Genomic DNA, 13,318 nt, shown 5'->3' with positions numbered 1-13,318 from the left:
TATAGCATTTAAATTATTCAAAAAATCTTCGGACTTTCACAGATTCCGAGGATTTTTTGTTATTTTTCAATTAAATCCGCACAATATTTTTTCACCAGACGGTAAGCCTTATTCTGCGACATATTCAGCTTTTTCTGAACGCTGGCAATTGTTCTTTCAGCACGGTACATTTCACGGATAACCTGCCGCTCGTAGGCCTCCATCATCACATCAAAGTTCAGGCTGTCCGAATTACTTACTTTGTCTTCCTCTCTAAAAATATAATCAGGCAGCTTATCCGGTTGTATGGTATATCCAGGAGACAAGATATAACATCGATCAATGACATTTTTCAGCTCCCGGATATTGCCGGGCCAGTGATATTTTAAAAGCAGAGGTAAAAACTGCGAAGAGAACTTCTTCTGAATAGTATTATTCTGATTATTTATTTTCAGAAAATGAAAGGCAAGCGGTATAATATCATCCTTCCTATCCCTAAGCGGCGGAATTTTTGATATAATGGCATTAATTCGCCAGTACAGATCCTCCCGAAATTTTCTTTCCTCAATGAGCTTCTCAAGATTCTGGTTCGTTGCTGTCAGAATTCTGACATCTGCCTCCACATAGTTTTCTGAACCGATGGGCAGAAATTTTCCCGATTCAATAACATACAATAGCTTTGCCTGCAAGGACAAGGGTAAATCGCCAATCTCATCCAAAAACAGTGTTCCATGGTCTGCCAGCTGGATCAGCCCCTTTTTCCCTTTTCCGCCGGCGCCGGTAAAAGCATGAGGTACATAACCAAAAAGCTCAGATTCCAACAGATTTTCAGGAATCGCCGCACAGTTGATGTCCCAAAACGGCTGGTCTTTTCGGTCACTGGCATCATGGATAAATTTAGCGATTAAAGATTTACCTACTCCTGATTCTCCCAAAATTAAAATCGGCGTTTTTGATTTTGCTGCCCGTCTCAAAAGCACCAGCTCTTTCATATAATTCTGGCTCTCGCCGATAATATTTTTAAAGGGACTCTCCTGTTCAACAGAAATCCCGGAATCCTCTTCATAAACCTTGTCAAAGCTTTCAATATTTTCCTGAATAACCGAAACCATCAGTTCCAGCTCCCGACCATCGCCAAGCACCGGATTAATGATGGTTGTTAAAACTTCCTGTGAGTTAAAATGCATCTGCCTGTAAAAAAGCGTACGTTTGACCTCAAGCATTTCTTTATAGGCAGGCGGGCTGACAACGCCTTGCCAGATTCCCCAGTTTCGAAGAGCCACCATCTCCTCCGGCTTCTTTCCATAATGCCTGGTAACCGCCGGATTAACATAAATGGTATTTCCTTCCCTGTCATTTACTAAAACGCCGGTAAAAATATTCTCAAGTATTTTAATATACATTTCCTTTGGAAGCGCGTTCAGATATTCCATATATTTTGCGCTGTGCTTAAATTCATTATCCATGTTGTCTCCCCCCTTTCCGTTATCATACCACTGCAACCCTATACAGACAATAGTTAATTTTAGATGAAAAAAATCATTATTTAATTTAATTCTAGTTTAAACGCTTAATTTTTTTGCATCTTTTCCCTTTAAAACTGCCGTTTACCAAGTTGGCATAATTATTGCTTTACTAAATGACATGTACAAATCAATGACATTACCGGTAATGATTTGCTTAAGGAGAAAACACTATGTATCTAAATCGTAATCTGCATGAAAAATTTATGAGCCCCAATGACATCGAGATGGTTCATGAATACACACTGAAGGTTCTGGACGAAATCGGAGTTATTTTTGAAAGCCAGCGCGCCCTGGATGTCTTCAGGCAGCATGGCGCGCGCGTTGATGGAGAAATCGTTTATATCAGCGAACAGCTTTTACACGAGGCGCTTAAAACTGCACCCTCAGAATTTGAATTGTTTGCGCTGAACAATTCTGTCAAAATCGGCAAGCGCTATGAGCCTGTCACTGTCGGAAATCCAGCACACTTCCAAATCATCCATACAGATGGTTCCATAAAAAATACTACCCTGGATGATGTTGTCAATTTCCATAAGCTGGCAGAAACCAGCGAAGTCATCCGCATGAGTACCAGTGTCGGCTACGATACAGATGATATTGATAAAACATTAGACAATATGTATATGCCCTATGTCGCCCTGGGCCTCAAATACAGCTCTAAACCAGTTTACCAGGCAAACGCAGTCACTCCGCTAAATTGGAAAAATAAGGACCTAACCGAAGCGGCCAGAGAGATTGCTGCCTTTCATAAAAAATTCTTTGACACCTGGGACAAGCCGGTTGTACTGTCGAATCTTGCCCTCCTTTCGCCATTGGCCGTCGGCAGTGAGGTGCTCGCAAATATGTTTGGTCTCATCGAGGAAAATCAGCCGGTTATTTTTATCGACTGCGGCATGACAAACCTTACCTCACCACCAACCCTGATGGGCTCGATCATTCAGAGCAACGCAACGCTTCTCGCAGCCATCGTACTAACACAGCTTGTTAACCCAGGTGTGCCGGCTATGTTCGGAAGCGTCAGCGGCCCGACGGATATGCGTACATTACAGCTTGCTGTCGGCGCTCCTGAATCCATGCTTATTCAAATGGGCTTGCTGGCAATGGGACGTTTTTACAACCTGCCGATCCGGACGGGTGTGGGCGTTTCCAGCGCTCTGGACGCCGACTATCAGGCTGGTGCAGAAACCATGATGATGCTAACCACAGGCCTTGTCGGAAAATCCGACTTTATTCTTAACGCAGCCGGGCCGCTGGCGACTTATAATATGGGGAGCTACGAAAAATATGTTCTGGATGAGATAACAGCCAGCTATCTGAAGCGCGTGAATCAGGGGATTATGATCTCCGATAAAAAAGCCTGCTTTGACCTGATGAAAAAGGTGGGGCCAAGGGGAGATTATCTCAAGGGTAGAACCTCCAGAGATTACCGTGAGGAACACTATCTGCCAAAAATTTTCAACCGTCATGGCGGAAACTCAACGGTTCTTATTGAACAAAACGGCACCTTAAGAGACAAGGCCGGCAGAGAAGTAAAGGAACGTCTTGAGGCTTACCAGCTTCCAGAAACCACAAAGGCCCAGCAAAAACTGCTCAACGAATACCTGCCGCCGCAATTCCGTTATTGATGTCTATTGCTAAAAATTTTTTCACATTCGATCATTCTGCCTTTCAGGGAACCTGTATGAAAGCCTCCGTCTTTCATACAGTTCCTTCTTAACCTTAAAAGGAGGTTTCACACATGAATCAGACAATGTCCAAAGGTAAGCGCAATCTTATTCTGGTACTGCTGAGCTTCTTAGCCGGCATGGTGTTTTTCATTCCATATTTTCGTTTATCCTACTATGACCAGATGATCCGTATTTTAGGGCTCACCAATACCCAGCTCGGTTTTATCGGCACATCTGTGGCTTTTATCAATTTTATCTGCTATATTCCCAGCGGTTATATGGCTGACAAGTTCAACTCTAAAGCCCTGTTGGTTGTCAGCGCCTTCGGAATGGCAGCTACTTCGCTTATTTACTCTTTGCTGCCCTCCTACACCATCATTTTAATTATTCATGGCTTCTTTTCGATTTTCAGCATTCTGACGTTCTGGTCCCCCTATTTAAAATATTTAAGAATGCTCGGTGATGAGTCCGAACAGGGGAAAATCTTCGGCTTGAGCGAAGCCTTCAGAGGTGTTATCGCCACGGTTATCTCATTCTTATGTCTGTGGGTTCTTGGGGTTTTTACCAACGAAACCCTTGGCTTCCAGGCTGTAATCTGGGTAAATGTGGCCCTTTTCATCCTCATTGCCATCGCTCTTATTTTTATCCTGCCGAAGGATATCAAGGAAGATACCAACCCTTCAGCAGTGGCAAAATTCCGACTGGTCGATGCACTTAAATTAAAAGGTACCTGGCTGACAATCTTTGTCATCGCCTGTGGTATCACCATTTACATTGCATGTACAGGCTATCTGGGGACTTATACCACCCAAATCCTTAACCTGCCGGAAAATATCGCCAGCGCTATTTCAATTATCCGCAATTATATCATTGTTTTTCTGTCTGGTGTCATCGGTGGTATCATTGCCGACAAGTTATCGACTAAAAGCAAGGCTGTTGCCATTTTCTTTGCCTGTTCAGCAGCTGTTAGCCTGTTCCTGATTTTCAGCAGTCAGATTATTGCCTTGTCAATCATTCTAACACTGGTTCTGTCACTGTGCTTCAATGCCATCAAATCAACCTATTGGTCTGTCATGGGTGAAGCTGGCATTCCATTGGAAATGACCGGTATCTGTACGGGTGTTATTTCTTGTATTGGCTTTATCCCTGAAATTATTGTAAGCCCTGTTGCAGGCTCTTGGATTGATGCTGCTGCAGCTGCCGGCAATCTTCAAATCGGTTTTAATAAAATTTTTATTTTAATTGCTGTCGCCGGTGTTCTCGGTATCCTTGCAAGCTTTTTGGTTGACAGAGAGTGGAAAAAAGCTGTAAAGAAATTTGATAATTGATAAGACACAATAGCCGGGAAAAGTATAAACACCACAACCCTTTGTCAGCAGTTCGTAAAGCTTCCAAAGGGTTGTTCCCGGATATATTTTTCAACTGTCTTTTTTTATCAAATCCCTACAATATTTTTTAACAAGCCGATAAGCCTTATTTTGGGACAGTCCGAGTTCTCTTTGCACACTCGCGATGGTTTTTTCTTTTTTAAACACCTCTCGTATAAGCTGCCGTTCAAAAGAATCCATAATTGAGTCATAGTCATTGGAGGAACTTTCATAGTAACTGTCTTCCAAAAGTGAAATATCCTTCGGCAGCTTATCGGGATAGATCGTGTACCCAGGGGAAAGAATATAACAGCGGTCAATCACATTTTTTAATTCCCGAACATTCCCCAGCCAGTCATACTGCAGCAGCAAGGGTAAAAACTCCGGCGCAAAAAACTTCTGTATGGTATGGGTTTTATTGTTTAGTTTCAGGAAATGGAAGGCCAGAGGCACGATATCGGCTTTGCGTTTCCTCAAAGGTGGAATCGTAGATGAAATTGCATTGATCCGCCAGTATAGATCCTCATATGGGTTAATGTCGCGGTCTTTATCATCATTGCAATTGCACTGGCCATTGTACTGCCAAAAGATACAAAAGAACCTGACCAGACCTCCGCTGGCGAAAAAAGCTATCGTATGATCGACGCCCTTAAGCTTAAAGGAACTTGGCTGACCATCTTTGTTATCGCCTGCGGCATTACGGTTTATATGTGCTGTACCGGCTATCTGGGCACTTATACAACGCAGATTCTCAAGCTTCCCGAAAGCATTGCAAGTACCATTTCTATTTTCAGAAATTACATCATTGTTTTTCTTTCAGGAATTATTGGCGGCATCATTGCGGATAAAATGTCGACCAAAAGTAAGGCCGTCTCAATCTTCTTTGCTCTTACCTGCATTCTTGGCCTTTCGCTCATTTTCAGCAGCAAAGTAGTCGCCTTATCCATCGCACTTACACTGTTTTTGTCGCTCTGCTTTAACGCCATCAAATCAACCTACTGGTCTGTTATGGGCGAAGCTGGCATTCCCATCGAAATGACCGGGATGTGTACCGGTGTTATTTCCTGCATTGGTTTTATTCCTCAGATTCTCGTCAGCCCTATTGCGGGATCGTGGATTGACGCCGCCACATCCGCCGGAAACATTAACGCGGGCTTTAATAAAATATTTATTTTACTGGGCGTAGCAAGTGCTCTCGGCATTGTCGCCTGCCTGCTGATTCATAAAAAGCACACAAAAAAACAAACCGGCTAAACAGCTTATCTTCATTGTGAAAGGAGCTTAAATGAAAGAATTACTCAAAAAAATGGACAAGCCTGTATTTATGACCGCTTTTCTGGTCTGCGGACTTTTAGTCCTCAGTTTTTTTATCGCACCTGTCCAAATGGGTCAGATTTCTGAAAAAATATTTAATTTTCTTATGCAGAACTTCAAATGGTGCTTTGTTTTAGCCGCTGACATCATTATTGTTTTCTGTTTATTTATTGCTTTCAGTAAATATGGGCGTATCCGCTTAGGCAAAGATACAGACCGACCCGAATTTAGTAATTTAAGCTGGTTCGCAATGATGTTCAGCGCTGGGATGGGCGTTGGCCTTATCTTTTTCGGCGTTACCGAGCCCATGTCTCATTTTATGGATCCGCTGACTGCGCAGGCCTGGACAGGCGCTGCGGCTACTGAAAGTATGCATATTACTTTCTTTCATTGGGGCATTCATCCCTGGGCAATCTATACCTCTGTGGCATTGCCCTTCGCTTATTTCCATTACCGGAAAAAGACAAGCCCTCTGGTCAGTTCCTGTATTGCCCCTTTATTTCCAGGCAAAAAACACCGCTTGCTGAATATCTCCCTTGATGCCCTCACCATTATCATCACACTTTTGGGCATTTCAATTTCCTTTGGAATGGGAGCGCTTCAAATCAGCTCAGGCTTAAACATTGTATTTGGAATTCCCAATACACTGCTCACTACCATTTGCGTCATTATTGCAGGAACAGTTGCATTTACCCTTTCATCAATGCTCGGTATTGAAAAAGGCATGAAACGCATCAGCGACTTTAACATGCAGCTCGCAGTAGCTTTCATTATTTTTGTCTTTATTTTTGGACCAACCATCTATTGCGTAAATACACTTATTGAAGGCATTGGCGGTTACTTATCTCATTTTATCAGCCTCTCCTTCTTTACTGATGCACAGCAGACTATAGAAACAGCCAAAGGCTACAACTGGATGAGTAACTGGACAATCTTTTACTGGGCAATGTGGATTCTCTGGTCTCCCTTTGTCGGAATCTTTATCGCAAAAATTTCCAAAGGGCGCACCATCCGTGAATTTGTCACGGTTGTCTTATTAATCCCCACGCTGTTTAGCTGCATTTGGTTCTCCGTCATTGGGGGAAGCGCTTTAAAAATGAGCCAGGACGGCAATGGCCTTATCGCCGAAGCGGTTCTTAAGGACAGCACCGGCGGTATCTTTGCATTGCTTCAAAATTTGCCAGTACCGCTGATATCCTGTGTACTGATTATGATCAGCCTGGCTATTTTCTTCATTACCTCCGCAGACGCATCTACTCAGGTGCTTGTTACCATGAGCTGCAAAGGAGAAGAAATCCGCAGTCATTTTTTCAGGGTTTTATGGAGTATTCTGATCGGCGCTTTAGCCTGTATGCTTATTTTTTCAGGCGGCATCAATGCAATGCAGCAGGTCTCTGTTTTCTTCACCTTACCTTATATTATCGTCATACTCCTCTTGTTACTCAGCCTGTTCCTGAGTTTAAAGAGGGAAAATAAAATTTAGAATTCATTCAAAGGAGTCTCATCATGAAAAATTATGAAAATTATATCAGCAAATCAAAAATTGAAAAAATTCACGAATATACGCTTCGCATTCTATCGGAAATAGGCATTAAATTTGAACACGAAGGTGCCCTGTCGCTTTTCAAAAAATATGGCGCGAAGGTCGAAAATGAAACAGTGTTTATTCCCGAATCCCTTCTCAACGAGGCTTTAAAATATGCAAAAAAACAGTTTACCATCAAATCCTGTAAGGGCGATCTTGAAATCGGGAGCGGCCAGCAATACGGTGTTCCAATTTTAGGAAATGTGTACAGACATCATAACCACGGTGGTATTAAAAAAATGACAAATCAGGATGTCATTGACCAATTCAAGCTTTCGGACACCAGCGATATTACAAAGGTATCTACTATGAATTACTTCCTGAGCTATGATGATTCTTATTCTGAAGATCAGAAAGTCTTTGGCAATGTCGCGATGGTTTTAAAATACAGTCAAAAACCCATGCTGATGTCTGCCCCAAACACATTTATCATCGATGGTAAAGAAAAAGGCTCGGAGGTTTACCGAAAAAGCCTTGAGCTTGTTAACCGTTTTGAGGGAACAGAGGGTACTCACAGCGCTTATGTCGTAAACACCCTATCACCCTTAACGTTAGACCACGATCCTATCGAACGTATTTTTATTTTAGCCGAAACACAGCAGGCAATGATCATCACTCCCTGTGCAATGCCATTGATGACAGCGCCTCCTTCATTAGCATCAATGCTCGCAATGACAAACGCTGAAATACTGGCTGGTTACACCCTCGCCAAGCTGGTCAATCCAGATGCCAATGTGGTCTATGGAAATACCTCTGCGGCAACCGATATGCGTACCATCCAATTGGCGATCGGCTCCCCAGAGTGCTCATTAGTCATCTATGCTGTTGCCGGCCTGGCAGACCGGTATGGCCTGCCTTTTAGAACAGGAGGTTCCCTGAGTGATGCGAAGGAGCTAGATGTGCAGGCTGGCGCGGAGTCAATGATGAATATTTTGACAACACGCAATGCCGGTGCCGATATTGTCTTCCACACCTGCGGCTGTATGGGTTCTTTTAATGTATCTGATTTCGAAAAATTCTTAGTCGATGAAGAAATACATCATATGGCCTGCCGGATGACCGAGGGGATTAACTGCAATGATGAAAACTTCTGCTTTGACCTTTTGAAAAAAACAGGTCCTCGTGGCGTTTTCTTAAAAGGACGCACGCCAAAAATGTACCGGGAAGAAGTTTATCTGCCAAAATATTTTAATAAGGACGACCCAAACCAATGGCAAAATAAAGGCAGCCTCTCTGTAAACGACCGGGTCGAAGATGCGGTTAAGAAAAGACTGGAAAGCTTTATCCCTGCGGATATAACAAAAGAACAGGCCGAACTCCTTAATCCTTATATTCATGAAAAATATCGAAATATATTATAATTAAAACTGACTAAAAAAAGGCAGCGGCCCTGTGAAAGGGCATCTGCCTTTTTTGCAAATGCGTTATCTAAAATGTAATAATCCCTTTTTTCATCACCTTGCGGTCCAGCAGCTTTTCATAGGCTTCAATGCTGTCACCAAACTTAAAGTAATCCGAAATAAAGTCTTTGATTTCCAGCTGACCGGAGCGCATCCATTCCAGAACCTGTTCATGGGCTTTTCCTTCTTCGCTCTTTCTTGGCATCTGCTGGTAAATAACACGCCAGTTGTAGTCAGCCTGGCTGAAATCAATGGTGATTTCTTCTTTTTCTGGCACGCCGTAGCACAGTACTGCCCCACGGTCCTTGATCAGCCCCATACCCTGGTTTACAATGGCTGGTGAACCGGCGGCGTCCAGTACAAAATCCACGCCTTCTGGGAAAATCTTCCGTACTTCCTCACGCACATCCTGATCCTTGCTGTTGATCAGATGTGTAGCGCCATGCGCTTTGGCCTGTTCCAGTTTTTCCGGTACAATGTCGCAGGCAATCAGATTTTTAACCCCAAGCAGTCTCATGAACTTCATATAGGTCAGCCCAACCGGACCGCAGCCAAAGACCACAACAGAGTCTGTGGGCTGGATACCGAAGTAACGGATGGAGGATAAAACCTCGCGGAAGGTGATGATCATAACCGCGTCTACCGGGTCCAGGTCGTCATCAAGCACAGTCTGGGCATAAGCACATTCCGGCGCTTCTCCCTCCGGGTAAGCCTGCGGGTCGCATACTACAGCGTACTCGCTCAACGCGCCCCAGCCTGAGCCAAGCCCAGGCAGATTTTCCTCGTCTGGATCGACAAAGGGCAGCAGCACCTTATCGCCAGGTTTTAAGCCCTTTACCTTTGCGCCGACTTCAACGACCTCTCCCACGCCTTCATGGCCCAGCATAATCGGGTATACCGACTCTGGAAAGCCCTTAAAAGTGCGGTGAAGCAGTTTGACATCTGTACCGCACATACCGCAGGCAATTGTTTTAACCAATGCCTGGTGCTCATCATATCTTGGCTTATTTACCTCTTCAAGGGACATGCTTCCGTCTTTTCCAACAACGAATGTTCTCATTATTAACTCCTCCTCTGGATCACGCCTGCACCCTATTATATTTCCCCTACTGAAAATAATGTGCAGCTCTCATGTTTTAATGTAATTACATAATAACGTAAATTCTTTAATAGGTATATTAGCACAGTCTTTGGAGAAAAGCAACACTATTTTTTAAATAAATTGGGTAACAATATCCGGATGGTGTATCAGAAGACTTGCAAGTCCCACAATGACCAGCAAAATAAGCATGCAGACAATATGCGTCTTCTTATGCATCGCCAGAATTGCCACATACTCCCTAAGCAGTGCGTTATACCAAAAGTAGAATTTTGTTTTCGCGCCAATGCCCTGAGCCTTAAGCTCTGCCTTTCTGGCATAGATGCCTGCACGGAAAACATGATAATTGGAGGTTGAGAACAAAATGTGCAGGTGTTTCATATCCGCTTCCCGGCTTTCGATGAGTTGTCTGGAAAACAGCATATTTTCATAGGTATTTTCAGATTGATCCTCGACCAGAATACGATCCTCTGGAATCCCCTGCTCCAGGGCGTACCGCTTCATGGCTTCGCCCTCGGCAATCTGCTCATCGCCGCCCTTGCCGCCAGACATGATAAGCATGGGCGGTTTCTTTTTTTTATCCGCCTGCCGCCGGTAAACCTTGAGGGCCCTGTCGATCCGGCCAGCCAGCAGCGGCGTAACTCTATTCCCGCCCATCAGGCCAGAACCCAGTACAATCATGTAATCCTGCCTGAAAAACGGCCTGTAAATCCCATAAATAAAGGATGACAAAATAAAATTTGAAAACACGAGCAGAAGGTATAATAAGATTGTGTTGACCACCAGCATAATAACTGAGAGTACATCGTTGATCTCGACATTTTTAAAGGAAACCATTCCCAAAACCAGCCACAGCAGAATACCGATGCCTACCAGCAAACTGAGTAGATTGGCTTTGCTGCGCCCTTCCTTTCTCAGCAGGTTCACGGCGCTGTAAAAAGAAATTGCCAGAATAATAAACACGCCTGTAAACAGAAGCAGGACGGCTGCCATTGCGATAATAACAAGCAGGAAAAATAAAAACGGATTTCCTGTTTCACCCGCCAGCATGACAAGTGAAAGACCGCTGATCATCAATAAAATAAAAAACAGAAACCCATTGATCAGTCTTCTTCGATCCTGTAGATATACAAGTAGGAAAAACAAGAGATAAATGAGATTAACAGCATATATAAGCATTGTATTTCTCCTTATTTTCAACTTTTTCTTGTTTATACCCATTTTTATACTATTCTCACTGCACATCTTTCCTCTCAAAAAGAAAAACGCCTGCTGTCAGGCGTTCCTCTTTATATGATAATTTAATTAGGGAGCATTATGATCATGCCAGAAGCATTGGCAAAATTGAAAAATTAAAAATTTGCAGTACAGCGATGGTAAAAGCCGGTGGGTCGATATGGCTGTCGGTATTCGTATTGAAAGTACGCGCCGCAATATCACAGAGAACTGCGCCGATCATACCGATAATAACACCGCCGATAATCGACAAAACTGCGTTCTGGGTTACCGCAAAAACCGTAAGGACAGTGGTCGCCGCCGGTAAAATGATCTGGTGAAGGTTTTCCATTGGCAGCTTCATCGGCAGCCATAGGAAACAGATTGCCGCAATCCCAAAGGCAAAAGACCCCATGTTGTTAAACAGGTACATAGCTTCCTGGGAACCGTCAAGCCCCATCTGTCCAAGCGCCACCGTGATACAGCCTACCAACAGACTGCTGCCGGCGCCCAGGACCAGCAGAAAGGTAAACCTGTTTTTATCCGGCAGGAAAACATGCTTTTCCCCTTCCCATTTTCCAAAGAAACCGCTCGTCCCCAGTGTGAGACGGGTGAGCAGGCCGTTCAGGAAAACGGTGATAGCAACCGTATCGGTCCAGCCTGCCAGATTGAGCACATTTACCCCAAACAGGTCTGAGATCACAAACTCAATAAGGTAGCCGAAAACGCCGAACACCCCGCCGACCAGCAGCGCAGCGCCATCATTGTATTTACACAGCGGCGTGATGATATCTGCGCCGCTCTCCATCTTTCCCCTGCGCATGAGATAAGCGCCGGCCGCTGCCGCGCCGCAAAAGGAAATATTGTAGCTTTTCGCACAAAATACAAAACTTTTTCACGCAAAACACAAAAAAAGAGAAGCGGTCACGTATGATTGAACGTAATTGCTTCTCTTCAATGTTTTATCATTATATATTGTTGTTTCTTTGCTGTTTTCTATCTTTTATAGCTTAACGCTATTTTTCATTTATTTAAAAAGCCTTTTAATACCATTAAAACACTTTAATTTTCTTCTTTATTTTTCTTTTTTCCACTGTCTTTTTGCTTGATTTGGCAAATACTCTAAGAGCTCATCAATCGGGCAATCAAGTACTTCACATATTCTATCCAGATATTCTAAATTTACCCGCTCAACCAACTCATGATAGTATTCATTTATTGTCGTTGGCCTGATGTCAGTAAGCCTTGCCAGTTCTGCCTGGTTCATTTTTCTTTCTCCTAGTAGTCTGGACAAATGTATTTTAATCACGGTATCACCCCTATGATATTCTATCACTTTGAATAATATCATAACGGTAACTGTGGCATTATAACTAAATAGGTTATTTATCTGTTAAAAAAAATATTTTAGTAGTTTGTAATTATCAATTCTTTATATTCTTTATTTTTAATATCGTATCTTTCCAGCAATGAGTTTCGTCTGGATACTTCATGAATATTGAAATCTTTATAAAGACTTCGTATGTACTCATCATCATTATAACTTAGTACAAAACGCCCTTTTATGCCTTTTAAACAGGCTTTTAAACGCTCATGATCCTCCTGTTTAAACTCAGCCGTATAATACTGTTCAGTTTTGTGGTAAGGCGGATCACAATAAAAAAGCGCCGTCGGTCGATCATACACACGAATCAAACTTTCAAAATCCCTGTTCTCAACAACAACGGTGTTGAGGCGTTCTGAGATATCACTAAGATATGAGATACTCTTTTGAATGTTTTTCTTCACAGCCCCATATGTCCGCCGATCCGCTGCATAAGAAGTCTTGATAATCATAAAATACCGCGCAGCGCGTTGGATATCGGTTAAGCCTCTAAGATCGAGTTGAGTTTTGAAATCTTCAAAAAACTCCCTGGAGTTAAGGACCAGGGACAGTTCTTGCTTCACAGCGTCCGGGTGGTATTTTACACAGCGAAACAGGTTCGCCAGCTGCCCTTCATAATCATTCCACACCTCTAATTCTGCATGCTTTTCCTTCGCAAAGAGAGCCCAGCCTGCACCGCCAAACACTTCAATATAACGGGAAAAATCCTTTGGAAAAAGTTCCGTGATGGATTTTCTAAGGAGCCGTTTCCCGCCAATCCATGGAATAAAACTGTTCATATT

General features: G+C 43.2%; 12 protein-coding genes. 5 read left to right on the top strand and 7 right to left on the bottom strand.

Going from position 1 to position 13,318, the window contains the following annotated elements; all coding sequences use genetic code 11:
• Positions 1-59: 59 nt before the first annotated feature.
• On the bottom strand, positions 60-1,445 hold the full coding sequence (locus B2M23_RS05480) for a sigma-54 interaction domain-containing protein (protein ID WP_052237201.1): 1,386 nt from the start codon (positions 1,443-1,445) through the stop codon (positions 60-62).
• Between the two features lie 230 nt (positions 1,446-1,675).
• On the opposite strand from B2M23_RS05480, the gene B2M23_RS05475 reads away from it, so the two are divergent.
• Both B2M23_RS05475 and B2M23_RS05470 read left to right on the top strand, forming a co-directional pair.
• A complete protein-coding gene (locus B2M23_RS05475; RefSeq protein WP_038352063.1) occupies positions 1,676-3,130 on the top strand; it encodes a trimethylamine methyltransferase family protein in 1,455 nt (484 codons plus the stop codon).
• 113 nt (positions 3,131-3,243) lie between these two features.
• Positions 3,244-4,500, top strand: a complete 1,257-nt coding sequence (locus tag B2M23_RS05470) for an MFS transporter (protein WP_038352064.1) — start codon at positions 3,244-3,246, stop codon at positions 4,498-4,500.
• A gap of 90 nt (positions 4,501-4,590) precedes the next feature.
• Here B2M23_RS05470 and B2M23_RS05465 read toward each other — a convergent pair whose 3' ends face one another.
• Positions 4,591-5,016: an AAA-type ATPase lid domain-containing protein gene (locus tag B2M23_RS05465; RefSeq protein WP_181396948.1), complete on the bottom strand. Its 426-nt coding sequence runs from the start codon at positions 5,014-5,016 to the stop codon at positions 4,591-4,593.
• A 42-nt stretch (positions 5,017-5,058) separates the two neighbouring features.
• Here B2M23_RS05465 and B2M23_RS05460 point away from each other — a divergent pair, with 42 nt between their 5' ends.
• Genes B2M23_RS05460 through B2M23_RS05450 form a run of 3 tightly spaced genes read left to right on the top strand, consistent with a single transcriptional unit; the run spans position 5,059 to position 8,799 of the window.
• Positions 5,059-5,793 carry an MFS transporter gene (locus B2M23_RS05460; protein ID WP_110060313.1) on the top strand — a complete coding sequence of 245 codons (735 nt, stop codon included), beginning with the start codon at positions 5,059-5,061 and terminating at the stop codon, positions 5,791-5,793.
• Between the two features lie 31 nt (positions 5,794-5,824).
• Positions 5,825-7,336, top strand: a complete 1,512-nt coding sequence (locus B2M23_RS05455; RefSeq protein WP_038352067.1) for a BCCT family transporter — start codon at positions 5,825-5,827, stop codon at positions 7,334-7,336.
• A gap of 23 nt (positions 7,337-7,359) precedes the next feature.
• A complete protein-coding gene (locus tag B2M23_RS05450) occupies positions 7,360-8,799 on the top strand; it encodes a trimethylamine methyltransferase family protein (protein ID WP_038352068.1) in 1,440 nt (479 codons plus the stop codon).
• Positions 8,800-8,866: 67 nt separating this feature from the next.
• Here B2M23_RS05450 and B2M23_RS05445 read toward each other — a convergent pair whose 3' ends face one another.
• The 5 genes from B2M23_RS05445 to B2M23_RS05425 form a co-directional block, all read right to left on the bottom strand.
• Positions 8,867-9,898, bottom strand: coding sequence for a zinc-dependent alcohol dehydrogenase (locus tag B2M23_RS05445; protein ID WP_038352069.1), 1,032 nt, complete (start codon positions 9,896-9,898; stop codon positions 8,867-8,869).
• A gap of 153 nt (positions 9,899-10,051) precedes the next feature.
• Positions 10,052-11,116: a YdcF family protein gene (locus B2M23_RS05440; protein WP_038352070.1), complete on the bottom strand. Its 1,065-nt coding sequence runs from the start codon at positions 11,114-11,116 to the stop codon at positions 10,052-10,054.
• Positions 11,117-11,258: 142 nt separating this feature from the next.
• Positions 11,259-12,014, bottom strand: a complete 756-nt coding sequence (locus tag B2M23_RS05435) for a DUF7973 family transport facilitator (RefSeq protein ID WP_479723701.1) — start codon at positions 12,012-12,014, stop codon at positions 11,259-11,261.
• A gap of 213 nt (positions 12,015-12,227) precedes the next feature.
• Complete coding sequence (locus B2M23_RS05430) at positions 12,228-12,503, bottom strand: helix-turn-helix domain-containing protein (RefSeq protein WP_278286448.1); 276 nt, start codon at positions 12,501-12,503, stop codon at positions 12,228-12,230.
• A 56-nt stretch (positions 12,504-12,559) separates the two neighbouring features.
• Entirely contained in the window at positions 12,560-13,315 is a 756-nt protein-coding gene (locus tag B2M23_RS05425; RefSeq protein ID WP_038352072.1) for a DNA adenine methylase, read from the bottom strand.
• Positions 13,316-13,318 lie beyond the last annotated feature (3 nt).

Origin of the sequence: Eubacterium limosum, from assembly GCF_000807675.2 — a bacterium.
GTDB lineage: Bacteria > Bacillota > Clostridia > Eubacteriales > Eubacteriaceae > Eubacterium > Eubacterium limosum.
The sequence above is the reverse complement of the archived record's forward strand: the minus strand, read 5'-3'. Positions and strand labels throughout refer to the sequence as shown.